Here is a 25,373-nt window from a genome sequence, read left to right on the forward strand (position 1 = left end):
GGCCAAGGGGGAGAAAAGTTTGTCACAACAATCCATCCAAAAAGTGTTAGTAGCAAACAGGGGAGAAATTGCGATCCGGATTTTCCGGGCGTGCACAGAATTGAACATCAGAACGGTAGCCGTTTATTCAAAAGAAGATTCGGGCTCCTATCATCGCTATAAAGCGGATGAAGCTTATCTTGTGGGAGAAGGCAAAAAACCGATTGACGCGTATCTTGATATTGAAGGGATTATTGAGATCGCAAAAAGAAACGGCGTCGATGCCATTCATCCGGGCTACGGATTTCTCTCTGAAAATATCCAATTTGCGAGACGCTGTGAAGAAGAGGGCATCGTATTTATCGGACCGACGTCAGCGCATTTGGATATGTTCGGAGATAAGGTAAAGGCGAGGGAGCAGGCAGAAAAAGCCGGCATCCCCGTTATTCCGGGGAGTGACGGACCGGCTGAAACATTAAAAGATGTCGAACAATTCGCAAAAGTCCACGGATTTCCGTTTATTATTAAAGCATCGCTCGGAGGCGGAGGCCGCGGAATGAGAATCGTCCGAAGCGAAAGCGAATTGAAAGAATCGTTTGAGCGGGCCAAATCAGAAGCGAAAGCCGCATTCGGAAACGATGAAGTGTATGTTGAAAAACTGATCGAAAATCCTAAGCATATTGAAGTTCAGGTGATCGGAGATAAAGAAGGCAATGTCGTCCATCTGTATGAGCGGGACTGTTCCGTTCAGAGACGCCATCAAAAGGTCATTGAGGTGGCGCCGAGTGTATCTTTGCAGCCTGAATTAAGGGACGAAATCTGTGAAGCGGCTGTGGCGCTTGCGAAAAATGTCGGCTATATCAACGCGGGGACCGTGGAATTTCTCGTAGCGGGCGGTGAATTTTACTTTATTGAAGTGAACCCGCGCGTACAAGTGGAGCATACGATTACGGAAATGATAACGGGGGTTGATATCGTTCAGACGCAAATCCTCGTCGCGCAGGGCCACGGACTGCACAGCCGTGCCGTCAATATTCCTGAGCAGAAAGACATTTTTACAAACGGGTATGCGATCCAATCACGTGTGACCACTGAAGATCCGCTGAATGACTTTATGCCTGACACGGGTAAAATTATGGCTTACCGCTCAGGCGGCGGCTTCGGCGTCCGCCTTGATACGGGAAACAGCTTCCAGGGCGCCGTCATCACGCCTTATTATGATTCACTGCTCGTCAAGCTGTCGACATGGGCGCTGACGTTTGAACAGGCATCAGCGAAAATGGTCCGCAACCTGCAGGAATTCAGGATCAGAGGCATTAAGACCAATATTCCGTTTCTTGAAAACGTGGCAAAGCATGAAAAATTCCTGACGGGCCAATACGACACATCGTTTATCGACACAACGCCTGAGCTGTTCGTTTTCCCAAAACAGAAGGACCGCGGAACAAAAATGCTTTCCTATATCGGCAATGTCACAGTGAACGGTTTTCCGGGAATCGGGAAAAAAGAAAAACCTGCATTTGATAAGCCTCAGACCGTTACGTTAGATATCGGGGAAAAGCCGGCAAGCGGTACGAAACAGATCCTTGATGAAAGAGGCGCCGAGGGGCTTGCAGACTGGGTGAAAGAGCAAAAATCCGTGCTCCTGACCGATACAACGTTCAGGGATGCCCATCAGTCCCTGCTCGCAACACGGATCAGATCCAATGATTTGAAAAAAATCGCGAATCCTACGGCTGCCCTGTGGCCTGAACTGTTCAGCCTTGAAATGTGGGGAGGCGCGACATTTGATGTAGCGTACCGTTTCTTAAAAGAAGACCCTTGGAAACGCCTTGAAGATCTTCGCAAGGAAGTGCCGAACACATTGTTCCAGATGCTGCTTCGTTCATCAAATGCCGTCGGTTATACAAACTATCCGGACAATGTCATCCAAAAATTTGTCCGGCAGTCAGCGGAGTCAGGTATTGACGTATTCCGGATCTTTGACAGCCTGAACTGGGTAAAAGGGATGACGCTGGCCATCGATGCCGTTCGTGAAACCGGAAAAGTGGCGGAGGCTGCGATTTGTTACACGGGAGATATTCTTGATAAGACCCGGACGAAATATGATTTGAAGTATTATCTTTCTATGGCGAAAGAGCTTGAGGCGTCTGGTGCGCACATTCTCGGCATTAAAGACATGGCCGGTCTTTTGAAACCTCAAGCCGCATACGAACTTATCTCAGCGCTGAAGGAAACGATTGATATTCCCGTTCATCTTCACACGCATGATACGAGCGGCAATGGCGTCTTTCTCTATGCCAAAGCTGTTGAAGCGGGTGTGGACATCGTGGATGTCGCCGTCAGCTCAATGGCGGGTCTGACTTCACAGCCGAGCGCAAGCGGATTTTATCATGCCCTTGAAGGAAACAGCCGCCGTCCTGAAATGGATGTCCGCCAGGTGGAAAGACTGTCACAATATTGGGAATCAGTCCGTCAGTATTACAGTGAATTTGAAAGCGGGATGAAGTCTCCGCATACTGAGATTTATAATCATGAAATGCCGGGCGGCCAGTACAGCAATCTGCAGCAGCAGGCAAAAGGAGTCGGCCTCGGTGATCGCTGGAATGAGGTGAAAGACATGTACAGCGTCGTCAACCGCATGTTCGGCGACGTCGTGAAAGTAACACCTTCTTCCAAAGTCGTCGGAGATATGGCGCTTTACATGGTGCAAAACAATTTAACAGAACAAGATGTTTATGATAAAGGCGAAACGCTTGATTTTCCGGATTCAGTCGTTGAGCTCTTTAAAGGGCAGATCGGCCAGCCGCACGGCGGATTTCCGGAAAAACTGCAAAAGCTCGTTCTGAAAGGACAGACGCCGATCACGGTAAGACCGGGTGAGCTGCTTGAACCGGTATCTTTTGAAGGCATTAAAGAAGAATGGAAAGAAACACATCAGATGGAATTGAGTGATCAGGACGCAATCGCGTATGCTCTTTATCCGAAGGTGTTTACAGAATATGTTAAAACGGCTGAACGCTTCGGTGATATTTCCGTATTGGACACACCGACTTTCTTCTACGGCATGACACTCGGTGAAGAAATCGAAGTGGAAATCGAGCGCGGAAAAACGCTGATCGTGAAGCTTGTATCTATCGGTGAACCGCAGCCAGATGCGACACGTGTCGTTTATTTCGAATTGAACGGCCAGCCGCGCGAGGTGGTCATTAAAGATGAAAGCATAAAATCGTCCGTACAGGAAAAATTAAAAGCAGATCGGACAAACCCAAGCCACATTGCGGCATCCATGCCGGGAACCGTCATTAAATTGTTAACGGAAACCGGGGCAAAGGTAAATAAAGGCGATCATCTGATGATTAATGAAGCGATGAAAATGGAGACGACGGTACAGGCGCCGTTCTCCGGGACGATACAGCAGATTCATGTGAAAAACGGTGAACCGATTCAGACAGGTGATTTACTGATCGAAATTGAAAAAGCGTAAAAAATGAATATAAAAAACCTGATCCGCCCCCGTGTGCGATCAGGTTTTTTATATGTAGAAAGACCGAAGCTCTAATGCTTCGGCCTTTTCATGTGCCTCAGATGTTCCGCTGTTTTGATTCATAGCGGAAGCGGGCGATTAATAATAAGAAATAGCATAAGACGCCGAACAGGCCGGCAATAAAGAGCGAATGGGCAAGTGCAAAACCGGTGGCCATTTCTGAATAAACAACCATGATTCCGGACAGCGCCTGTAATAAAACAAAGACAAGAGCCGCTATCCAGCCCCCAAGAATCTGTTTTTGATCTTTGTAGGAGCGCACCGCATGCGCAAAAGCGACAAGAATCCATACGAACAGAAGCAGTGCTGCCGTTCTGTGACCCATCTGCACATATTCCTGAAAATGGGACGGAAGCCCGTGATTCAGCCTGCTGCAAAGCGGAACGTCAGGGCAGGCAAGGCTTGATTTCGTATGGCGTACATAAGCCCCCGTATAAACGACGATATACGTGTAAATCGAAAGACCGATCATATGAAACTGCATTTTTCTGCCGATTCTGAGCGGCTTGACGAGCTTTTTGTCTGATTTATCAGCTTCGAATATGAGCAGCGTCAAAATCAGAACAGAAGCGAAAGAAATCAGCGATATGCCGAAATGAAGCGCCATAACGAGCGCATTTGATCCGAAAACAACCGCTAATGCGCCGAGAAGCGCCTGTAAAAATAAAAAGATAATGGACATAATGGCGAGAAAGGTTGTTTCACGGAAAACAGGCGTGACTTTTCTCCATGCCCAAAAAGCGAGACTCAGCACGAGAACGATTGAGACACCGCTTGCGAGTCTGTGGCTCCATTCAATGATAGAAGCGGCGTTAAGCTCCGGGAAAAACCGGCCGTGGCAAAGCGGCCACTGCCTTCCGCAACCGAGACCCGATCCTGTCTTTGTGACAAGAGCGCCGCCGATCAGCACGACGAGCATAACGAATGTCGTCAGTACGCCGAGCGCTTTCAAAGCTTTATTCATTTTACATTCACCTTCTTAACAAACTGGACAAAATGATATACGTACCAAGTGTAAGCGAATATGTGTTTTGTGGCAATTCTCAATTCTGTTTGTTCACAAAAATATAATAGAATCAGGACTTCTTAGATAATGGGGTTGATTATTCCAGATGGGTCTGATAGAAATAAAGTAACCGCTTTATTAAGAAACCGGCGGATTTGGTAAAATTCATAAAAAGTTCACAAATAAATTCCTGTTTCTCGTTTAATATTTAAGAGAATGTTTTTTTACAGGTCATTATCTTGTATGATAGAGTTGCAGGTCTTAAAAAACCTGCTTTAGGTTTGTAAGGGAGGTTTACGTTATGGCTAATTCCAGAATTTTAAACGATACAGCTATAGACGGACAGATTGAAGAGACGACGGCATGGAAGGATTTCCTTTCGCTTATCAAAATAGGAATCGTCAATTCGAATTTAATTACGACTTTTACCGGCATGTGGCTTGCGTTACATATATCCGGTCTGAGTTTTTTAGGCAATTTAAACACCGTGCTTCTTACATTAATAGGATCTTCTTTGATCATCGCCGGTTCTTGTGCGGTTAACAACTATTACGATCGTGATATTGATCATTTAATGGAACGCACGAAAGTAAGGCCGACGGTAACCGGAAAGATTCAGCCGAATCAAGCGCTGTGGTCAGGAATTTTACTCATTGCTTTAGGACTTATCATGCTTTTGATGACCACCGTGATGGCAGCAGTCATCGGTTTTATCGGCGTGTTTACGTACGTTGTTCTTTATACAATGTGGACGAAACGCCGTTATACGATTAATACGGTTGTCGGAAGTGTATCAGGCGCCGTGCCGCCGTTAATCGGCTGGACAGCGGTTGAAGGGCACATCGGTGTTGTCGCGTGGGTTTTATTCATGATTTTATTCATCTGGCAGATTCCGCACTTTTTAGCGCTTGCGATTAAAAAGACGGAAGATTACAGAGCAGCGAATATTCCGATGCTTCCGGTAGTGCACGGCTTTGAAGTGACGAAAAGACAGATTATCGTCTGGGTAGCATGCCTGCTGCCGCTTCCGTTTTTCCTCGGCAGTCTCGGTCTTCCGATCGTCATTCTCGGCACTTTGCTGAATGTCGGATGGCTTGTTCTCGGACTGATGGGATTCCGCATGAAAAACATCATGAAGTGGGCAACTCTTATGTTTGTCTATTCGCTTAATTACATGACCATTTATTTTGTAGCGATGGTGGTCTTCACGCTGTTTTAATTGAATAATGAGCTTGTTTGATCGCCAAAACAAACAATGACAACTAGTAAACGCCGCCTTGACCTTTTGTTTAATCAGGCGGCTTTGCTTTTATACATAGATGGAATTTTAAGTAAAAAATCTCATATTTTAAGAAATGAGGAAATGAAGTATTTCGGCTGGAAGCAGATTTACTGCTTGTGCATCTCGTACTGATTCAAAAAAGGGGTTGGGTGAAATGTTAAAGCGTTGGCGTCTTTTATCATTATTAGCCTTAGTGCCGCTTTTATTGAGCGGCTGTGGAAAACCGTTTCTGTCCACACTCAAGCCTGCCGGCGAAGTGGCTGATAAACAATATGATCTGACGGTGCTCAGCACACTTATCATGGTTGTCGTCGTTGCGGTCGTAGCAGTTATTTTCTTTTACGTCATTGTGAGGTTCAGACGGTCGCGTGTAGGGGAAGACACGATACCGAAACAGGTGGAGGGGAACCGTTTTTTAGAAATCACCTGGACCGTTATTCCGATCTTGCTTCTGATTATTCTTGTCATTCCGGTTGTCATCGACACATTGGCGCTGGCGGATACGTCGCCGATGGATAAGAAAAACCGTAAAGCAGAGGATGCGCTCGTGATTAATGTAAGGGCGAATTTATACTGGTGGGAATTCGAGTATCCTGATTACGGGTTTGTGACAAGTCAGGAGCTGATCGTTCCCACAGATGAACGCGTCTATTTCAAGCTGAAGTCCTCAGATGTGAAACACTCTTTCTGGATTCCGTCAGCCGGGGGAAAAATCGATACGAATACGGATAATGACAATACTTTCTTTCTGACCTTCGATTCTAAACGCAGCAAAGAAGCGGGAGAATATTTCTTCGGGAAATGCGCAGAGCTGTGCGGACCTTCACATGCGCTGATGGATTTCAAAGTGAAACCGCTGCCGTCAAAAGAATTTAAACAATGGACGAAAGCGATGAAAAATTATAAGCATACAACAGATTCCGGTTTAGCCGCGCAAGGAGAAGAGCTCTTTAAGGAAAAAAACTGCCTGAGCTGTCATGCGGTTGAGCCCAATGATAAACGGGCTGAAGCGGCAAGAACGGCTCCGAACCTCGCTACCTTCGGTGAACGGGTCAAAGTGGCCGGCATTAAGGATGCGAATAAAGAGAATATAAAAGCCTGGCTGAAAAATCCGGACAGCATTAAACCGGGCAATAAAATGACAGGCACTTATCCGAAGCTCTCGGACGCTGAAACGGATGCGCTGTATGAATATTTAAAAGGGCTGAAAGCGGAGAACAAGTGAGGACAGGGAGATATCATGGGGGAGGTCGCAAATGATGAATACGCTTACAGGACAGCAAAGAAAAAGCTCTTTGCTTTGGGATTATTTGACGACGGTTGACCATAAGAAAATCGCGATTTTATATATGATCGCCGGGGGATTTTTCTTCGTCGTCGGCGGACTTGAGGCCATGCTTATCAGGATTCAGCTCTTGAGGCCGGGGAACGATTTTATGGGTGCGCAGCAGTTTAATGAAATTATGACGATGCACGGCACGACAATGATCTTCCTGGCGGCGATGCCGCTGTTATTCGGGCTGATGAACGCGGTTGTGCCGCTGCAGATCGGGGCGCGTGACGTATCATTCCCATTTTTGAATGCGCTCGGATTTTGGCTGTTTTTCTTCGGAGGCATCTTTTTGAATCTGAGCTGGTTTTTAGGGGGCGCTCCTGATGCAGGATGGACGTCGTACGCGTCACTTGCGCTGAATTCGAAAGGGCACGGCATAGACTTTTTCGTGCTCGGCCTGCAAATATCAGGCTTAGGTACGCTGATTGCGGGGATCAATTTTCTCGCCACGATTATTAATATGAGGGCGCCGGGTTTGACGTATATGAGATTGCCGCTGTTTACGTGGACGACATTTGTGGCGTCGGCACTCATTTTATTCGCATTTCCTCCGCTCACCGTCGGTTTGGCGCTGATGATGCTGGATCGTTTGTTCGGAACGAATTTCTTTAATCCTGAATTGGGCGGCAATACGATAATCTGGGAGCATCTGTTTTGGATTTTCGGGCATCCGGAAGTGTACATTTTAATTCTTCCCGCCTTTGGGATTTTTTCAGAAATCATTCCCGTATTTGCGAGGAAACGTCTGTTCGGTTATTCGTCTATGGTCTTTGCGATCGTGCTGATCGGCTTTCTCGGGTTCATGGTTTGGGTTCACCATATGTTTACGACGGGACTCGGACCGATCGCTAATGCGATATTTGCGGTTGCGACGATGGCGATCGCGGTGCCTACGGGCATTAAAATTTTCAACTGGCTTTTGACCATCTGGGGAGGAAATGTCAAATTCACGACGCCTATGCTGTATGCCGTCGCCTTTATTCCTTCTTTCGTACTCGGAGGAGTCACGGGTGTCATGCTGGCGGCCGCAGCGGCAGATTATCAGTTCCATGATACGTATTTTGTCGTAGCGCATTTCCACTACGTCATTATCGGCGGCGTTGTGTTCGGCATCCTGGCGGGCGTGCATTTCTGGTGGCCGAAAATGTTCGGGAAGGTGCTTCATGAAACGATGGGAAAAATTTCGTTCGTCTTATTTTTTATCGGGTTTCATCTTACCTTCTTCATTCAGCATTTCCTCGGCTTGATGGGAATGCCGCGGCGCGTTTACACATATCTGCCCGGCCAGGGGCTTGATACCGGCAACCTGATCAGTTCAATCGGCGCGTTTTTCATGGCGGGCGCGGCAGTTTTACTCGTCGTCAATATTATTTATACCTCAATAAAGGGGAAATACGTCGGGAACGACCCGTGGCTGGACGGTCGTACGCTTGAATGGGCGGTCTCTTCGCCGCCGCCGGAATATAATTTTAAACAGCTTCCGTTTGTCCGGGGACTTGACCCGCTGTGGATTGAAAAGCAGGCCGGAAATGAAGGGATGGCGCCTGCAGAGCCTGTAGAGGACATTCATATGCCGAACGGCTCCATCATGCCGTTTATCATATCTTTCGGGCTGTTTGTCGCAGCGTTTGGGTTTTTATACCACTCCGATTATTCATGGGGGCTTCCGGTTATCTTCATAGGGCTCGGCATCACATTCTTTACCATGCTGCTTCGCTCTGTGGTCGATGATTACGGCTATCATATTCACAAAGAAGATCTGCCGAATGATGATAAAGGGGTGAAGGCGTAATGCAGCTGCAGGAAAAAATGACGGCTGAAACCTTTCCGGCTTCTCCTGAAAAAGCAACGCTGGAGGGGAAAAATAAGTTTTTGGGATTTTGGCTGTTTCTCGGCGGCGAAACGGTTCTGTTCGCCTCGCTATTTGCGACATTTCTTGCTTTACGGGAATCTAAAGCCGGAGGGCCGTCAACGGCTGAGATGTTTGAGCTGCCGATCGTGTTTATCGCGACGATGCTTCTTTTAACGAGCAGCTTAACGAGTGTGTATGCGATGTATCATATGAAAAATTTCTCCTTTAAAAAAATGCAGGTGTGGCTTTTGGTTACCGTTTTATTGGGAGCAGGATTTTTAGGGGTAGAAATCTATGAATTTATGCATTACACTCACGAATTCGGCTTTACCATTACAAGCTCTGCGCTCGGCTCAGCGTTTTACACGCTGGTCGGCACACACGGAGCACACGTGGCGTTCGGGCTGTTGTGGATCAGCGCGCTTATGATCCGGAATGCGAAAAGAGGGCTCAGCCTTTATAATGCGCCGAAATATTATGTGGCCAGCTTATATTGGCATTTTATCGATGTCGTGTGGGTCTTTATCTTTACCGTTGTATATTTGATGGGGATGGTGGGATAACGATGGACGATAACAAAAACAGAGGGACTGTCAGTACGGATCTCGAATATCGGAAAAAGAAAAATGCCGAGGAGATGAAATATCAGGTCATATCCTTCGGTTTGATGATCGGCCTTACGCTTGTCGCGTTTTTGACGGTGGCTGCTGACGGCATTGCCGGATGGTTTACGATGCCGTTTCTGATCCTGCTTGCGGTCATCCAGGTCATCTTTCAGCTGTTTTACTTTATGCATATGAGCCAGAAGGGGCATGAAGCGCCGTCATTATTTCTGTATTCGGGAATATTTGTCGCGTTTATCACCGTGCTTGCATTTGTCACGATTATTTGGTGGTAATCGGGACGGCGGGGAGTGAGAGATTTGATTAATTTGGAAATGTTAGGGTTTCGCGCAATGTGGAGCCCGTATCTGTTTTGTATAACTGCCGTGATAACAGGTATTTACTTTTACTGGTGCAGCCGGCATAAAGGACGTGTGGCCGCTAAGGAGAAGGTGCTGTTTGTGCTTTCCGCGCTATTTTTTTACACGGCTGCGGGAAGTCCGGTTGATTTATTGGGCCATGTGATGTTCAGTGCCCATATGACGCAGATGGCGGTTCTGTTTTTAGTCGTACCGCCGCTGTTGATTTCCGGAATTCCCGGCTGGGCATGGAAAAAACTGATCTTCCGTCCTGTCGTAAAGCCGCTGTTTTCGTTCTTTTCAATGCCGCTTATCGCATTAGTGCTGTTTAACGGTATTTTTTCACTGTATCACATCCCGTTTATATTTGATTTCGTCAAAACGGATTCGCTGTATCACACGCTGATGAACGGACTCATCTTTGTAACGGCGTTTTTTATGTGGTGGCCGCTTGTGCATAAGGTGGACGGTCTGCCCCGTCTCAGCGGTTTAATGAAGCTGGGGTATATTATGGCAGACGGGATTCTGTTAACGCCGGCCTGCGCGCTCATTATGTTCAGCGGGGCGCCCATGTATGCCACGTATACAGATCCGGCGGCTTGGGCCGAAGCAATGAAGCTTTGCGTTCCTTTAGATTTGCTGGAGGAGATTCCTTTATCCGGACCGGAGATGTTTAACACGCTGCCTCCTCTGGAAGATCAGCAGCTTGGGGCAGTGCTGATGAAAATCATTCAAGAGGCGGTCTACGGAACATATTTGGCTGTCATCTTTTTTCAGTGGGTCAGAACGGAACGGGAAAAAGATACGCTGTCAGAGCCGCCGTATATCGAGCATACCGTCTCATAAAAAAAGTACAGCAGAATATGCTGTACTTTTTTATTACATTTGCACTGTTTTTAATGACTCTTCCAATTCAAGCAGTAAAGCTTTGCTTTCAGCGACGACATGTTCCGGAAATTCTTCAGCACTGCCGTATTCTACGCCGTGCGGATAATAATGCTTTCCTAAAAGAGGGGCCTTCAGCTGAATCACGGCCCGGCTGCCGCCGACATCGCCCTCTTTTGCCGTTCCTTGAATCCGCAGATAAAATGTCCCCTCAGGTACTGAAAACTTTTTGTCGTAAGTCACTCTTTCATAATCCCATTGTCCAGCCAGAATGAGCCCTTTACCTTCCATCAGATCATTCAAGCGGCTGAGCTCCGCTGTTACCCCTTCAAGACCGCTGTTTTCAAACTTCAAACCTTCCCCCTCCTTTTAAAAATGCCCTTTCCTGACAATCATAGTATGAAAGCGTTACACTTTCAATGATTCATACGGTGAAAGTATGCAAAAAGAAAAATTTGACGACAATAGTAGCAGAAAAAGGAGGAATTCCGCAATGACAAAGATCAATAAGCTCATGACGTCAGACTTGCAATATTGTACAGTATTAGATAATGTATATGAAGCTGCGGTGAAGATGAAAGACGCGGATGTCGGCGCCATTCCGATAGTGGATGAAGACGGCGCGACCCTTGTCGGGATCGTGACAGACAGAGATCTCGTATTACGGGGAATTGCTTCAAAAAAGCCGAACTCTCAAAAAATAACCGACGCAATGACAGAGCGGGTTATCAGTGCAGAAGAAGACGCCTCTGTGGAGGAGGTGCTCCATTTGATGGCTGAACATCAGCTCAGAAGAATTCCCGTCACAAAGGATAAAAAACTGGTCGGCATTGTTACGCTCGGCGATCTTTCGTTGGCCGAGCAATCAAATGAGCAAGCAGGCCGGGCGCTGTCTGACATTTCTGAAGACGGCGGTCCGGAGGGGTTTATCCATTAAACATAAATCACGGACGATGCAAATAGGCTGTACTGTATAAGAGTAAACAAAAACAGAACGGTTTGAACATATGGGGGTGAGAGGTTGAAAAATATCGCAAGGGCTCTCGTTATCCTTTTGCTTATTTACGGAGCGTATGTTCTGTTTATACAATATGGATCGGCTCCTCAGAAAAAGACGGATCAGGAGGAGCCTCAGGTTTCCAATGAAGAAGAGAGCGGAAAACGGCTGAAAATGCCGTCATCCGGACTGCTTTCTCTCATGGGGAAATCTGCCGCCGATGTGAAAAAGAAACTTGGGGAACCGTCCCGGAAAGATCCTTCTGCCTACGATTACGAGTGGTGGGTGTACAACCAGGGGAAAGACCAATACGTACAAGTCGGTATTTTGAATGATAAAGCCGTGACTTTGTACGCTTCGGGAAGCGGCATCAACGCAAAACCGTTTAAGATCGGCGAATCGACGGGCGAAGTTTTTAAAACGACGCAGGTTTCTCCTTTTGTCAATGTGACTGACAAGGGAAACACGTATCGGTTCGAGTTTTCTGAAGAAGATATCAATACCCGTCCCACCGTCAAGATAGGCGGAATGTATGTTCAGCTGTACATGGACAAATTTGACGGGAATCTGTCAAGCATCAGGGCATTTGATGCGGAAACACTTGTGAAACAAAGGCCGTATGAAGTCATGTACAGAGGAAAGCTGACAGAACCCGAGCCAGTTTCTGATGAAAAATGGAACGACATTGAACGAGCGAGTGAGCAGCAGATTCTCGACATTACAAATGTCATCCGCGTGAAACACGGACTGGCAAGGCTGAAATGGGACGAAGGCGCCGCAAAAGTGGCATTCGGCCACAGCAAGGACATGAAGGATAACAAGTATTTCTCTCACGTCTCAAAGAAATACGGGACTCTGAAGGACCGCTTAGAAAAAGGCGATGTGAAATACCGGGAGGCCGGTGAAAATATTGCCTACAACTATGTGGACGGTCCTGCCGCCGTGGAGGGCTGGCTGAACAGCGAAGGCCACAGAAAGGCGCTGTTAAGCCCGGATTATACGCACCTCGGTGTCGGCGTGGACCGGAAGTATTATACGCAAAACTTCATTAAGCCTTGGCAGTAAAAAACCGCAGAGGGGCGCGTCCCCCGCGGTTTTTTTATGTTTTTTCGCGAGCGGCGCTCCTGCTGAAAAATATATACCTGCTTTTTTTCGCAATTTAGGCGAACATTAAGGCGAATGAACCGATACATTATAGCAGGCAAAACTTTTCGGAGGGGGTGAGAATTGTGGCGAATCAGCAATCACGGCAATCAATCGATGATTTTAAACAATTCGTAAAAAAGCATCCCAAACTGATCCAAAATGTTCGCAAGGAACAAAGGAGCTGGCAGGAAGTCTATGAAAATTGGGTTCTTCTGGGCGAGGATGATCCGATATGGGACCCTTTTAAAGACGAGGCCGTTCAGCCTTCTTCCGACGCGGAAACCAAACAGGAACCAGCTGAAAAAAACGATTTCGTTTCAAAAATGGTCACTGCCGTCAAAAAGATGGATATCAACCAAATGAATGAGCAGATCAATAAAATGAGCCAGTCCATTTCATCATTGCAAAGCCTTTTAAGCCAATTTTCGGGGAGCAGCACGAAGCAGCCCCGGCAAGGCTCCGGACAACATCCTTTTTCGTTCAGAAAGGATTAAAGAAGGGGATCATGTATGCGAAAAGAGGTTCAGGAATTCATATCCGCAGATGAGGAACGGAAACGGTTTATACGGCAGCGTCCCGTCTGGTACCGCAGACTTGCGAGAAAACCGGACGATCTCAATTCCTTTCAGCTTGACATGATGAATTTTTATGAAAAGACGATACCGCATCGGGTAAGCCAATTCTCAAACGGGATTCAAATGGCGCAGATGATGATGCAGATGGTTCACGCCATGCGTTCACAGGATTAAAAAGCGTTTAAACGCCGCATTTTCCAATTGGGTGGTTTCATGGTAAACTAGCAACTGGAGGTGCGTATTTATGTATGCAACAATTGAGTCCGTCAAGCTTCAAAGTGAAGCGGAGCAGCTTGCCGGCATGATTCTGCAGTCTGAGACGGCTGAAAATTACCGCGATTGTTACAAGCGTCTCCGTGAAGATGAAGAGGCAGGGCGGATCATTCGTTCTTTTATGAGCGTTAAAGAGCAGTATGAGGATGTGCAGCGCTTTGGCAAATACCATCCTGATTATAGAGAGATTTCCCGCAAAATGAGAGAAATGAAGCGGGAACTGGATTTAAACGATAAGGTGGCCGAATTTAAAAAAGCGGAGACTGAGCTTCAGTCGCTGCTTGACGAGATCAGCATTGAACTCGGAACGGCCGTCTCGGAGCATGTAAAAGTTCCGACGGGGAATCCTTATTTTGACGGCCTGTCATCCTGCGGCGGCGGGTGCGGTTCCGGCGGCGGCTGCGGATGCAAAGTTTCCTGACGAGACGGCCGTCTCGTCTTTTACATAAAATGAACAGAAAGTCAGGCGGGTGATCATGATGGAAAATAAGCGCCAAGGCATAATCGTATATCTGCATTCTTTAAAACACAGCAAAATGCTGAGAAAATTCGGCAACGTTCATTATGTTTCCAAGCGGCTGAAATACGTTGTGCTGTATTGCGATATGGACCTAATCGAAAAAACAATGGAAAAGATTTCTTCTTATTCATATGTGAAGAAGGTAGAGCCTTCTTATAAACCTTTTTTAAAGCTGGAATTTGAATCAAAGCTTGATAAAGCGAAAGAGTACGATTATAAAATCGGCATATAAAAAAATCCCCGCAGATACCTGCGGGGTCCTTCTATTCCTTAACAAGTTAAGGAGAAGGAAAAGGGAGAGGAGAAACCGGAGGAAGAACTTATGGGGAAACGTAAGTCTTCTCCGCGGTTGGCAACAACATCATTCATTGATGCTGTTACACTTAGTCTTGACAGGAATGTGAATATGTATACACGGTTTCACGTTCATTGTTTGAAAGAATGCTTTATGATAAGATAGGGATTGTTTTGATACATAACGGCTCAGCCGATGAGAAACATCAAAGTTTTCAGAAAAAGTGGTGTGAATAATGAGAGTAATTTCCGGTTCAAGAAAAGGACGAGCCTTAAAGGCTGTGCCGGGCACATCAACAAGGCCGACGACGGATAAAGTAAAAGAGTCTATTTTTAATATGATCGGCCCGTATTTTGACGGAGGAACGGGGCTGGATTTGTTTGCGGGGAGCGGCGGTCTCGGGATTGAAGCGCTGTCGCGCGGATTTGACCGCTGTATCTTTGTGGATCGTGATTTCAAAGCCATCCAAACGGTAAAAGCGAATATCAAAGCGCTTGATCTGCTGTCTTCAGCGGAAGTATACCGCAATGATGCAGAGCGGGCCCTCTATGCCGCGGCGAAACGGGAAAAAGGTTTTGACGGAATTTTCTTAGATCCTCCGTATAAGGAACAAAAGCTGAAAGCGCTTATCGAAATGATTGATGAGCAGAACATGCTGAATGAAGGCGGTTTTGTCGTAGCCGAGCATGATAAAGCCGTTGCGCTTCCTGAAGCCGTCGGCGCGCTTTCCGTAACAAGAAGGGAAATTTACGGGCTTACAGGAGTGACGATATACCGAAATAGGGGGTAATGATGTGGCAAGTATAGCTGTATGTCCCGGAAGTTTTGATCCCGTTACCTACGGACATCTGGACATTATCAGACGGGGGGCAAACGTGTTTGAGCAGGTGTACGTATGCGTGCTCAATAATTCTTCTAAGCAGCCGCTGTTTACAGTTGAGGAACGATGTGAGCTGTTAAGAGAAGTGACAAAAGACATACCGAATGTTACGGTCGAGACGTCACAGGGACTGTTAATCGACTATGCGAAAAAAAAGCGGGCGAAGGCGATTATCAGGGGGCTCAGAGCCGTTTCTGACTTCGAATATGAGATGCAGGGGACTTCCGTCAACCGCGTGCTCGACGAATCAATAGAAACTTTTTTTATGATGACGAACAATCAGTATTCTTTTTTAAGTTCAAGCATCGTAAAAGAAGTCGCAAAATATAACGGGCCTGTTTCAGAGTTTGTTCCTCCGGAAGTTGAACAGGCGCTGAAGCAGAAATTTAAAGGATGAGAAGCGCTGATTGGCGTCTCATCCTTTTTTTGTCCGTGCTGACAGCCTGTAACAATAAATCAATGCGTATACGGCGAGAGCTGTCAGCGTGATGGCGGGTCCGGTTTCAACAAGTGTATTCCATCCGCTGACGGCAGCAGATACCGCTTCCTGATCGCGGAAAGGGAGGAATACGGACTGGTAAGGTTCGTCCAATGCAAGGTAAAGCGGCTTCCACAGTAAGAGAATAAAGAGTGCGGCATAAATGCCCTGAAGGATACGCGCCGCGAAAAATGGTTTAAAGCGGATATCTGTTTCCGATAAAATGCCGGCTACCTGGGCCTGTACGGAAAGGCCGCTGAACCCGAGAATAAAACTCACAATCATGGCTTTCGGCAGCAAGTCGGCATCAGCTTCACTGACCAGTTTGCTCCCAAGTGTAATTTCAAACATCCCGCTGATAAGAGGGATGTCCAGATTTGCCGGAAGATGAAAAAGCGAAAGCAGCGCGTTTGTAAATACAGAAAGCACATCCATGACTTGTACGATTGATAATAACCGGCTGAAAACCGAAAACAATATAATAAAACCGCCCACCATCAGCAAGGTTTGTACAGAAGAGGTGACGGCGTCGCCCAAAATTTTTCCGAGCGGCCGCTTTTCCGAAAGCCGCGCCTTGTGGAGGGCCAGAAATGCTTCCTTCAGAGAAGGGAGAGCGATCGTCTTTTTACCAGTATACGCCGCTTCTTCTTTCCGTCCGTATGAACGCATCGTCAGGCCGACGGCGATGTTTCCGAGATAGTGAGCCGATGCCAGCAGAATGCCGAGAGACGCGTTATGAAAAAAGCCGACTGCCACAGCAGCGAATATAAATAACGGATTGGATGAATTGGTAAAAGAGACGAGGCGTTCAGCCTCTACTCTGGAGATTTGTTTATCCTGGCGCAGCCGTGCAGTCAGCTTCGCGCCGGCCGGATTGCCTGAAGCCATGCCCATAGCCAGTACAAATCCGCCGACCCCGGGCACTCTGAAAATGGGACGCATAAAGGGTTCGAGTAAAAGGCCGACAAACTTGACAATGCCGAATCCGATTAAAAGCTCAGATAGAATAAAAAACGGAAGCAATGAAGGAAAAACTACCTCCCACCACATGGAAAGACCGGTTTTGGAGGCTTCGAATGAGGCCTGAGGGTGTGAAATAACCGTCGCCGTTAAAAAAATGAAAAACAATGAAATCAAAAATGTATGAAACTTAGACAAATTCATTCTTACCTCCCCGATGCTAAAATTGCACACTGACATTTATATCATGATAAAATATAGAACAGACCTTAAAGGCGGCCGGGCAAGTACCTATTTGTCATCCTGTACTAATATACGAGCATAGGGGTTCAATTTAGACCATAGAATTCATGTATAGGATGTCTATTAGGGGGTTCGTCGCGTTGGCCAAACCTACAATCGGGTTAGCGTTAGGTTCGGGAGGGGCAAGAGGCATCGCTCATCTCGGAGTGTTATCCAGTTTACATAAGCATCAGATTCCAATTGATATGATTGCCGGCAGCAGCATGGGAGCATTAGTCGGGAGCTTTTATGCGGCCGGGCATGACGTGGCCACGATGAAAAAAGTCGCTAAAGCATTTAAGCGGCGGCTGTACGCGGATTATACGATGCCGAGGCTTGGTTTTTTAAAAGGAGACCGCATCAGGCAGCTCGTTCATGCCTATACGTACGGCAAGCCGATAGAAGAACTGCGGATCCCGCTCGGCATCGTGGCCTGCGACCTTCAGACCGGCGAAAAACTCGTTTTTACGAAAGGTTCAGTGTCCGAAGCCGTCCGTGCGAGCATCAGCATACCGGGCGTTTTCGTCCCGCAAAAAATGAACGGACGTATGTTAGTCGACGGCGCGGTGGTCGACAGAATCCCGGTTTCCGCCGTAAAAGATATGGGTGCTGATATCGTCATCGCCTCTGACGTATCCCGGGTGAAAAAAACGGAAAAGGCGGCACATATTTTTGATGTAATCATGCAAAGTATGGATATACTGCAAAATGAATTGGTCCGTCACCAGACCATTGCCGCAGACGTCATGATCCGCCCTTCTCTTGAATCATTCAGCTCAAGTTCTTTTGCCAACATTGATCATATGATCACAGCGGGCGAAGAAGCCGCAGACCGGATGATCGGCCGGATTAAACAAGAAATAGAGAACTGGGAGGGCTAACTCATATGAAAGCAAAACATTTTCGCTGGGTGTTTATCATCCTGATCTTATTAATCGCTGTTACATTTATTAAGCTTCCGTATTACATCACACAGCCGGGAGAAGCATCAGAGCTGAGACCGCTGATTAAGGTGGACGGAGGCTATCCTGAAAAAGGAAGCCTTTCCTTGATGACTGTCAAAGTAGGCCCCGCCAATCCGTATACATATCTTTGGGCGAAAGTGCATCCTTACGATGAAATCGTCCCTGACGAAAGCATAAAAGAAGAGGGCGAATCGGACTCGGATTATATGAAGCGCCAGCTGCAAATGATGAAAAGCTCCCAAGAAAACGCGGTCATTGCCGCTTATCAAAAAGCCGGGAAACAGGTGAAATACTCATTTAACGGCATTTATGCCAGCTCAGTCGTCTCTGACATGCCGGCAAAAGGAAAAATAGAGGTCGGTGATAAAATCATCAGCGCGGACGGGAAAACATATGATTCCGCTGAAAAGCTGATTGATTATATCAGCAGCAAAAAAGCGGGGGAAAAAGTAACGTTTCACATTGAACGGGACACGAAAGAAAAGACCGTTGACATTGTGCTGAAATCCTTCCCGGACGACCCGAAAAGAGCGGGAATCGGCGTCGCATTATATACGGACCGGAACGTGAAAGTGAAGCCGGATCTTCATTTCAGCATTGAAAACATCGGCGGGCCTTCTGCGGGTCTCATGATGTCTTTAGAAATTTACAACCAGCTGACAAAACCTGACGAAACAAAAGGCTATAATATAGCCGGAACGGGGACAATCGACGTGGACGGCAAAGTCGGACCGATCGGCGGAATCGATCAGAAAGTCGTCGCCGCAGACAAAGCGGGAAAAGATATTTTCTTTGCGCCGAATCAAAACGGAGCTGAAAATTCTGATTACAAAAATGCGGTAAAAACGGCGAAAGCAATCAAGTCCGATATGAAGATCGTCCCTGTCGACACCATGCAGGACGCACTTGACTATTTGGATCAGCTGAAAGTAAAAAGCACCTGATACAGTCAGGTGCTTTTTTTACGCATTCAAAAAACGCTTTTCGTCTTCATCATAGCGGATCGGGGCTTGTGAAAATTCCTGCTTCTCAAACAATGTGCGTTCAGGTTCTTTTATCGGCAGGCTGTAAACCCGTCCCGCCAGTATGTCCAGATCCAGAGCGGGATGAGAGAAAGAAGAGAGCTTGCTGACGAGAGGTGCGGTAAGCTCTTTTTTCTTTGCCGACAGGTACGCCTGTCCTTTTTTCGTCATTCCGAGAAGACGGATATAAGGAGCGCTTGAAGGCTGCAAGAGCCGATGCATGTCTTCTTTTTTCGTCCGTGTCAGAATGTGCGTGTTCATCCGCTGCAGCCTCGTCCACGTGTATCGTTTTGTTTTCAATCGTTCCATCATTTCGCGATAGGATCGGGCTTGTCTGATGGTGCGCAGAATTCTGTGCTCAAGGCCTTCTTCCACTTCATAGATTCGGCTCAATTCTTCAGCGGAAAGAGTGCTGAGGCTGTATTTTACATATGAAAAATAGTCTTCCGTGCTGTGCCATATTCCGTATGAATTTCTGTATGCCTCCAGCTGACGCGCAGATGCTTCCGGGAGAAAGCTCTTTGCGGCCGCCGTTCCTTTTTCTATCAGCGCTCTCCGGATGCTTGTTGCGCTGGCTATCCGGCTGTTATCTCCGGGAAGCTCGGCGTCATGATATTGGGAAGCGATTCTGGCTGTTGTATAAGGCTTCATAGCGGAACCGGAGGTGTGTATCGCTCTAACGTAGTGAAAACCGAGAATATTGTTCGGCTTGGACAAATCGAGCATGTCCCGCCCTTTGAATATGTGTGAAAAAGCTTTTGAGGCGGCGGCAGGATAGCTGAGACCCTTTTTCAGCTCCTCTTTCAGAATCAGGCTGCAGTCATCTTCCTTTCGGCTGAACGCTTCAGACGCTTCAATAAAGGGTTCGATCCGCCCGTTTTCGCTGCCGAAAAACAAGCTGCTGCATCCTAAATGATGAAGAAGCGAAACGCTGCCGCGCGCGAATAATTCCGCTTTTTGTACGGCATATATATAAGGGAGCTCAATGACGATATCCACGCCGTTTTCCAGCGCCATTTTTGTCCGGGCCCACTTTGAGACGGCGGCCGGTTCCCCGCGCTGCAAAAAAGGGCCGCTCATCACCGCCGCCGCGACGCTGCTGTCCGTTTTGATTTTTGCTTGTTCCGCATGATAGCGGTGTCCGTTATGAAAGGGATTATATTCAACAACCAGGCCGACTGCTTTCATATTTGTCCCGCCTTTCTTGCTATGTTTTGCTTCGTGTGGTACATTTGCAAATGAAGTGCATATTTTAGTCCGTTTCGTTTAGTGTATGCATAGCCTATCCGGCTGTCAACGATTGCATGACGGCGGCATTATGCTGTAAAGAAAAAATATTGACAAAAACATTCTGAAAAGCTATAATCATGTTTGTTGCTTTCCTGAGGTGATACAAATGAAATGGACGATTTATCAGCTTCATCAAATGGCGAAAAAGAGCTTTGAATTTGATGAAACAGTTGAGTTAAATGAGCTGACAAAATTGAATTCTGACATCCGCCGCATTTCTCCTGTCCGGGTGAAGGGCCGCGCGGAGATTGAATCCAAGCAAGTTTCGTTTGACTTTACGATTTCAGGCGAAATGGTTTTGCCGTGCTCAAGAACTTTAGTTGATGTGCCGTATCCATTTACAATCGCGACAAAAGAACTGTTTAGATTTCATAAGTCGGATGATATAGAAGATGAGGACGTTCATATTGCTGAAGACGATATCGTCGACTTAACTCCGATCATAAAAGAAGAGATTCTTTTAGAAATTCCTATGCAAGTCTTTTGTGAAACTGAACAAAAAGAAGGAGCCGCTCCCCAAGTGGGGAAGGATTGGCAAGTGATTTCTGAGGAAGACAAGAAAAATCAAATCGACCCCAGACTTGCGGATCTGAAAAAGCTCTTAACACAAGATGATGAATCTTAACTCTTTAAGGAGGTGGGAATAATGGCTGTACCTTTTAGAAGAACTTCTAAAATGAAAAAAAGATTGCGCCGTACACATTTCAAACTAAATGTACCTGGTATGACAGAATGCCCGTCATGCGGAGAGATGAAATTGTCTCACCGTGTATGTAAAGCATGCGGATCATACAACGGCAAAGACATAAATGTTAAAAGCAATTAATGTATGAAGAAAAGCGCGGGAATCTCGGTTCCTGCGCTTTTCTTTTTTTTTGCCCCTCCGGCCTGCTTCCGCCGAAAAAATTGTGAGCCCCAGTAGTCTATCTAATCTATCAGCGGCATATGTATGAGGTAAATGAGCAAATATGGAGGGAGATACGATTGACGATAACGAGACAAGACGCGTGGACGCAAGATGAAGATTTGCTGCTGGCCGAAGTGGTGCTCAGGCATATTCGGGAAGGCGGGACCCAGCTTTCCGCTTTTGAAGAAGTCGGCAGAGCGCTGACGAGAACGGCTGCCGCCTGCGGGTTCAGATGGAATTCTTATGTCAGAAAACAATATCAGTCAGGGATAGAACTGGCGAAAAAACAGCGGAAGGAATTAAGAAAGCAGATCGGGGTGCATTCCGCCAATATGCCGGGAACCGTCAAACAGCCTCCGATCCGCAGGGCGGAAGGAGAAAAAGAGCTGTCCATTGATGATGTCATTTTGTTTCTGCAGCAATTTAAAGAGTCGCCGGCCGCAGCGGATGTGCGTCATGAAAAAGAAAAACTCACAGAACAGCTGACCGCGCTGCAAAAAGAAGTCGAGGATCTGCGTGAGGAAAATGAAAGCTTGAGAAACAAGCTGGAGATGACGGAAGAAGATTATAAAGCGCTAATTGACATTATGGACAGAGCGAGAAGGATGGTCAATTCAAAAGAAGACGACAGAAAATCGGCGCAGAGCCTGTAAAATGAACCGGCCTGGGGGCGGCGGCCCCGCCGGTTTTTTATTATGCCGTTTCTCCGGATGTCATTTCACCGTCCATATCGGGATGCCAGATATAAGGATTTTCTCCTTTATCACGCGCCATATCATATTTAACGGGCTCAAAATTCATCTTATCCCAGAAATCTGCTGATTTCATGCGTGAATTTGTCCTGATCGGCATTCTGAAGGATTTTGCAAAATCAACAAGCGCTTTTCCGTATCCGTTATTTTGATAGCCCGGAAGAACCTCAAGCTTCCAAAGTTCCAAAAAGTCCTGACGCTGATCAAAATACGGATTCGCACCTCCGTTTACCTGATATAAACTCATTCTCGCCACTAGTTTATCCCCGAAGTAAATCCCGTAAAAAGGCGAGGTGCTGTCATTTTCAATGATATTATCCTGAAGATCTTCAAGCATCGACAGCTCCTGCATCCCGTATTCCTTAAACCTTTTAAATTCTTCGAGTGTCTTAAAGTTGATGAGCAGTCGCTCTATTTTCAACACAAACTCCCCCTTTGTTGTGTTCTACCATTATTGTAAACGCTTTAATTGAAAATTCCAACTATAATATGCTTGCCAGTCTTTTTGCTCAAAACGAAATTGAAGTAATTTGCGGCGGCTTCTGCTATGATAATATGGAAAAATGCAGATATAGGGTGTGACAGTGTGAAAATCGGAATTATCGGCGGCGGAGCGGTAGGCCTTTTATGTGCTTACTACTTATCGTCCCGCCATCAGGTAACGGTCATTACGCGGCGGACGGAGCAGGCTGATGCGATTAACTCAGGCGGTATACGACTTGTGAAAGACGGAATAGAATGTACGGCGGCATGCAGAGCGCAAACGGGCATCACTTCCGGATTCGACCTCTTAATCGCAGCCGTTAAACAGCACCAGCTCAGTGCTGTGCTGCGGGACCTTGAGACGATAAAAGGGACGAATGTGCTGTTTTTGCAAAACGGCATGGGACACATACACGACATGAAAGATTGGCATACGGATCATTCGCTTTATGCCGGCACTGTTGAGCACGGAGCAAAAAAGATATCAGATCATGCCGTTGAACATACGGGAGCGGGAGCCGTAAGATGGAGTGAATTCAGCGCATCCCGGCCGGAAACGCTCAAAAGCATCTTTTCCGGCATGCACCGCGATTTTCCCGTATATGATGAAAACGACTGGTATCGGCTGTTAACGGGAAAACTGATCATAAATGTATGCATCAACCCGTTAACTGCATTGCTGCGCGTGAAAAACGGAGAGCTGTTAAGAAATGACGCTTACAAAAAGTATATGAGAAACGTATTTGAAGAAGCGGAGACAATACTTGGCCTCGCCGATAGAGAAAAAGCGTGGAACAAGGTTTGCGAAGTTTGCAGACTGACGGAAAAAAATCATTCTTCCATGCTCGTCGATATCATGGCAGGCAGGCGGACAGAGGTTGATGCGATTATCGGCTACCTTGTAAAAGAAGCGGAAAGCCGCGGATTGCCGGCCGTTCATCTCACGTTTTTACACCGCAGCATAAAAGCGTTAGAAAGAAACTGAAACAAAGTCTTTTGAGGTTTTCCGGTAACATGCTATACTCATTTCGGAAACCTAACTATTTATTGGAGAAAGGAAGTTCCAGACAGATGCAGCTAACTGAACTTTCCATCAAAAGTCAAAATAAGTTTGTGCAGCACTATATAGATGGAGAAAACATGTCTTCATTTTTTGATTATGATATTCATTCAGAGGACGTATGGCAAAAGCGGCTCCATGACTTGTCTTCGCGGCCGTTTGCCAGAGAGGAATTAGCGGATTATTTATCCTCCTATCACGAAAAATTTCACTCCGCCGCCATGCAGGCCTCCATCGAAAAACTGAGAGATCCAAAAAGCGCAGCGGTTGTAGGCGGCCAGCAGGCCGGTCTTTTAACGGGGCCTCTTTACACCATACATAAAATTATCTCCATTATCGTACTTGCCAGACAGCAGGAAGAGGCGTTACAGATTCCTGTCGTTCCGATTTTCTGGGTGGCGGGTGAAGATCACGATCTGGAAGAAATCAATTTTGTGCATACGTCAACAGAGAATAAAGGTCCGGTGAAACAGAAACTGCCGCAGTCGTACTGGAAAAAAACATCGGCGGCTAAAACCGAGCTTGATCAGGAAAAATGCGCGGCTTGGATTGATGAAGTGTTCGCTGCTTTTGAGGAAACGGATCACACAAACACACTCCTTCAAAACGTGAAGCGATGTTTACGCTCATCAGAGACATTCACGGACTTTTTTGAGCTGTTGATCGCCGACTTGTTTCAAGAAGAAGGCCTTATTCTGTTGAATTCGGGAGATCCGGGGATTAAAAAGCTGGAAACGGGTATGTTTCAGCAGATTTTAAAACACAATCATGAGCTTGCCAAAGCCGTTTCAGACCAGCAGCGTTTTATGCGGGAAGCCGGTTATCACCCGATTATTGAATCGGACAAAGATCAGGCCAATCTGTTTTACGAACATGAGGGAGAGCGTTTCTTAATTGAAAAAGAAAACGGCGTTTTTATGATTAAAGAGCTTGACCTGAAGTGGACGAACGACGAGCTTCATACCCATATGGAAGAAAAACCGGAATGTTTCAGCAATAACGTTGTGACAAGGCCGCTTATGCAGGAGTTTCTCATCCCGACTCTGGCGTTTATCGCGGGACCGGGGGAGATCAATTATTGGGGGGAGCTGAAGCAGGCTTTCTCATTAATGGGCTTTCGCATGACGCCGGTAGTGCCGAGACTGAACATTACGATTCTTGAGCGCCATATTGAAAAGAAGCTTTCAGAACGGAATATCCCGCTTCAGGAAGCGATCGAACACGGCACCGGACACCTGAAAGACAATTATTTTGAAGAGCAGATTCCGGAAGAGTTTTCTTCTGTAATGGAGCAGGCGAAGTCGCAGATTGAAGCTGTCCATAAAAGCGCAAGGGACGAAGCGCTGAAGGTCGATTCAAGCCTTGAGCCGCTCTTACAGAAGAATGCCGCTTTCATTCAAGATCAGCTCTTGTTTTTAGAACGGACGGTAACGAAAAGAATTGAAGAAAAAGAAGGCTTTGTGCTGCGTGACTATGAAAGAATCCAAAACAGCATCAGACCGCTCGGCGCTCCGCAGGAACGGATTTGGAATGTGATGTATTATCTGAACCGCTACGGTCCAAAATTCTTCACAACCTTCAAACATCTGCCATTTTCTTTTCAAAACCAACATCAGATTGTCAAACTTTGAAATAAAGTTTTA

Annotated in this window: 27 protein-coding genes; 22 read left to right on the top strand and 5 right to left on the bottom strand. The window is 46.6% G+C overall.

Features of this window, described 5'->3' with window-relative positions; all coding sequences use genetic code 11:
• Window positions 1-19: 19 nt before the first annotated feature.
• Complete coding sequence (gene pyc, locus U2H13_RS07835; protein ID WP_021493726.1) at window positions 20-3,466, top strand: pyruvate carboxylase; 3,447 nt, start codon at window positions 20-22, stop codon at window positions 3,464-3,466.
• Window positions 3,467-3,563: 97 nt separating this feature from the next.
• Here the strand turns inward: pyc and ctaA are convergent, their stop codons facing one another.
• Window positions 3,564-4,490, bottom strand: coding sequence for a heme A synthase CtaA (ctaA, locus tag U2H13_RS07840; protein WP_017417720.1), 927 nt, complete (start codon window positions 4,488-4,490; stop codon window positions 3,564-3,566).
• Window positions 4,491-4,833: 343 nt separating this feature from the next.
• Here ctaA and cyoE point away from each other — a divergent pair, with 343 nt between their 5' ends.
• From cyoE to ctaG, 6 genes are all read left to right on the top strand, one after another.
• On the top strand, window positions 4,834-5,751 hold the full coding sequence (gene cyoE, locus U2H13_RS07845; protein WP_003154486.1) for a heme o synthase: 918 nt from the start codon (window positions 4,834-4,836) through the stop codon (window positions 5,749-5,751).
• Window positions 5,752-5,968: 217 nt separating this feature from the next.
• Window positions 5,969-7,039 (top strand): cytochrome c oxidase subunit II, encoded by a 1,071-nt coding sequence (coxB, locus tag U2H13_RS07850; protein ID WP_014417699.1) that lies wholly within the window; start codon window positions 5,969-5,971, stop codon window positions 7,037-7,039.
• Between the two features lie 31 nt (window positions 7,040-7,070).
• On the top strand, window positions 7,071-8,939 hold the full coding sequence (gene ctaD, locus U2H13_RS07855) for a cytochrome c oxidase subunit I (RefSeq protein WP_014417700.1): 1,869 nt from the start codon (window positions 7,071-7,073) through the stop codon (window positions 8,937-8,939).
• Window positions 8,939-9,562, top strand: a complete 624-nt coding sequence (ctaE, locus tag U2H13_RS07860) for a cytochrome c oxidase subunit III (RefSeq protein ID WP_003154482.1) — start codon at window positions 8,939-8,941, stop codon at window positions 9,560-9,562. The genes ctaD and ctaE overlap by 1 nt, the downstream gene beginning before the upstream one ends.
• 2 nt (window positions 9,563-9,564) lie before the next feature.
• Entirely contained in the window at window positions 9,565-9,897 is a 333-nt protein-coding gene (ctaF, locus tag U2H13_RS07865; RefSeq protein WP_007409686.1) for a cytochrome c oxidase subunit IVB, read from the top strand.
• 24 nt (window positions 9,898-9,921) lie between these two features.
• Window positions 9,922-10,806 carry a cytochrome c oxidase assembly factor CtaG gene (ctaG, locus tag U2H13_RS07870; protein ID WP_376700761.1) on the top strand — a complete coding sequence of 295 codons (885 nt, stop codon included), beginning with the start codon at window positions 9,922-9,924 and terminating at the stop codon, window positions 10,804-10,806.
• A 33-nt stretch (window positions 10,807-10,839) separates the two neighbouring features.
• Here ctaG and U2H13_RS07875 read toward each other — a convergent pair whose 3' ends face one another.
• Window positions 10,840-11,199: a YugN family protein gene (locus tag U2H13_RS07875; RefSeq protein ID WP_007409688.1), complete on the bottom strand. Its 360-nt coding sequence runs from the start codon at window positions 11,197-11,199 to the stop codon at window positions 10,840-10,842.
• Between the two features lie 139 nt (window positions 11,200-11,338).
• Between U2H13_RS07875 and U2H13_RS07880 the strand changes: the two genes are divergently transcribed.
• The 8 genes from U2H13_RS07880 (at window position 11,339) to coaD (ending at window position 15,928) form a co-directional block, all read left to right on the top strand.
• Window positions 11,339-11,782: a CBS domain-containing protein gene (locus U2H13_RS07880; protein WP_014417702.1), complete on the top strand. Its 444-nt coding sequence runs from the start codon at window positions 11,339-11,341 to the stop codon at window positions 11,780-11,782.
• A gap of 84 nt (window positions 11,783-11,866) precedes the next feature.
• On the top strand, window positions 11,867-12,907 hold the full coding sequence (locus U2H13_RS07885; protein ID WP_014417703.1) for a CAP domain-containing protein: 1,041 nt from the start codon (window positions 11,867-11,869) through the stop codon (window positions 12,905-12,907).
• A 164-nt stretch (window positions 12,908-13,071) separates the two neighbouring features.
• On the top strand, window positions 13,072-13,482 hold the full coding sequence (locus U2H13_RS07890; protein ID WP_007409691.1) for a YlbD family protein: 411 nt from the start codon (window positions 13,072-13,074) through the stop codon (window positions 13,480-13,482).
• Between the two features lie 15 nt (window positions 13,483-13,497).
• Window positions 13,498-13,737, top strand: a complete 240-nt coding sequence (locus U2H13_RS07895; RefSeq protein ID WP_003154475.1) for a YlbE-like family protein — start codon at window positions 13,498-13,500, stop codon at window positions 13,735-13,737.
• A gap of 70 nt (window positions 13,738-13,807) precedes the next feature.
• A complete protein-coding gene (locus U2H13_RS07900; RefSeq protein ID WP_003154472.1) occupies window positions 13,808-14,257 on the top strand; it encodes a YlbF family regulator in 450 nt (149 codons plus the stop codon).
• 58 nt (window positions 14,258-14,315) lie between these two features.
• The gene (locus tag U2H13_RS07905) at window positions 14,316-14,588 is read left to right on the top strand and encodes a YlbG family protein (protein WP_014417705.1); all 273 of its coding nucleotides are present in this window, start codon (window positions 14,316-14,318) and stop codon (window positions 14,586-14,588) included.
• Between the two features lie 298 nt (window positions 14,589-14,886).
• The gene (rsmD, locus tag U2H13_RS07910; RefSeq protein ID WP_014417706.1) at window positions 14,887-15,441 is read left to right on the top strand and encodes a 16S rRNA (guanine(966)-N(2))-methyltransferase RsmD; all 555 of its coding nucleotides are present in this window, start codon (window positions 14,887-14,889) and stop codon (window positions 15,439-15,441) included.
• A 4-nt stretch (window positions 15,442-15,445) separates the two neighbouring features.
• Entirely contained in the window at window positions 15,446-15,928 is a 483-nt protein-coding gene (gene coaD / locus U2H13_RS07915) for a pantetheine-phosphate adenylyltransferase (RefSeq protein WP_014417707.1), read from the top strand.
• Window positions 15,929-15,946: 18 nt separating this feature from the next.
• Here the strand turns inward: coaD and ylbJ are convergent, their stop codons facing one another.
• Window positions 15,947-17,173: a sporulation integral membrane protein YlbJ gene (gene ylbJ / locus U2H13_RS07920; RefSeq protein ID WP_022553383.1), complete on the bottom strand. Its 1,227-nt coding sequence runs from the start codon at window positions 17,171-17,173 to the stop codon at window positions 15,947-15,949.
• Between the two features lie 179 nt (window positions 17,174-17,352).
• Between ylbJ and U2H13_RS07925 the strand changes: the two genes are divergently transcribed.
• A complete protein-coding gene (locus U2H13_RS07925; RefSeq protein WP_014304961.1) occupies window positions 17,353-18,132 on the top strand; it encodes a patatin family protein in 780 nt (259 codons plus the stop codon).
• 5 nt (window positions 18,133-18,137) lie between these two features.
• Window positions 18,138-19,160 (top strand): SepM family pheromone-processing serine protease, encoded by a 1,023-nt coding sequence (locus U2H13_RS07930; protein WP_082997972.1) that lies wholly within the window; start codon window positions 18,138-18,140, stop codon window positions 19,158-19,160.
• Between the two features lie 18 nt (window positions 19,161-19,178).
• On the opposite strand, the gene U2H13_RS07935 is transcribed toward U2H13_RS07930, so the two are convergent.
• The gene (locus U2H13_RS07935; protein ID WP_021493721.1) at window positions 19,179-20,426 is read right to left on the bottom strand and encodes a nucleotidyltransferase; all 1,248 of its coding nucleotides are present in this window, start codon (window positions 20,424-20,426) and stop codon (window positions 19,179-19,181) included.
• Between the two features lie 208 nt (window positions 20,427-20,634).
• Here U2H13_RS07935 and U2H13_RS07940 point away from each other — a divergent pair, with 208 nt between their 5' ends.
• The 3 genes from U2H13_RS07940 (at window position 20,635) to gerR (ending at window position 22,088) form a co-directional block, all read left to right on the top strand.
• Entirely contained in the window at window positions 20,635-21,153 is a 519-nt protein-coding gene (locus U2H13_RS07940; RefSeq protein ID WP_007611260.1) for a DUF177 domain-containing protein, read from the top strand.
• A 21-nt stretch (window positions 21,154-21,174) separates the two neighbouring features.
• Complete coding sequence (gene rpmF, locus U2H13_RS07945) at window positions 21,175-21,354, top strand: 50S ribosomal protein L32 (RefSeq protein ID WP_003154457.1); 180 nt, start codon at window positions 21,175-21,177, stop codon at window positions 21,352-21,354.
• Between the two features lie 158 nt (window positions 21,355-21,512).
• The gene (gene gerR / locus U2H13_RS07950; protein ID WP_014417712.1) at window positions 21,513-22,088 is read left to right on the top strand and encodes a sporulation-specific transcriptional regulator GerR; all 576 of its coding nucleotides are present in this window, start codon (window positions 21,513-21,515) and stop codon (window positions 22,086-22,088) included.
• Between the two features lie 40 nt (window positions 22,089-22,128).
• Here the strand turns inward: gerR and U2H13_RS07955 are convergent, their stop codons facing one another.
• The gene (locus U2H13_RS07955) at window positions 22,129-22,611 is read right to left on the bottom strand and encodes an N-acetyltransferase (protein ID WP_007611262.1); all 483 of its coding nucleotides are present in this window, start codon (window positions 22,609-22,611) and stop codon (window positions 22,129-22,131) included.
• Between the two features lie 162 nt (window positions 22,612-22,773).
• Between U2H13_RS07955 and U2H13_RS07960 the strand changes: the two genes are divergently transcribed.
• Entirely contained in the window at window positions 22,774-23,655 is an 882-nt protein-coding gene (locus U2H13_RS07960) for a 2-dehydropantoate 2-reductase (protein ID WP_022553382.1), read from the top strand.
• 86 nt (window positions 23,656-23,741) lie between these two features.
• On the top strand, window positions 23,742-25,361 hold the full coding sequence (bshC, locus tag U2H13_RS07965; protein ID WP_029973503.1) for a bacillithiol biosynthesis cysteine-adding enzyme BshC: 1,620 nt from the start codon (window positions 23,742-23,744) through the stop codon (window positions 25,359-25,361).
• Window positions 25,362-25,373 lie beyond the last annotated feature (12 nt).

It is taken from the genome of Bacillus sp. A1, from assembly GCF_042296235.1.
GTDB lineage: Bacteria > Bacillota > Bacilli > Bacillales > Bacillaceae > Bacillus > Bacillus velezensis.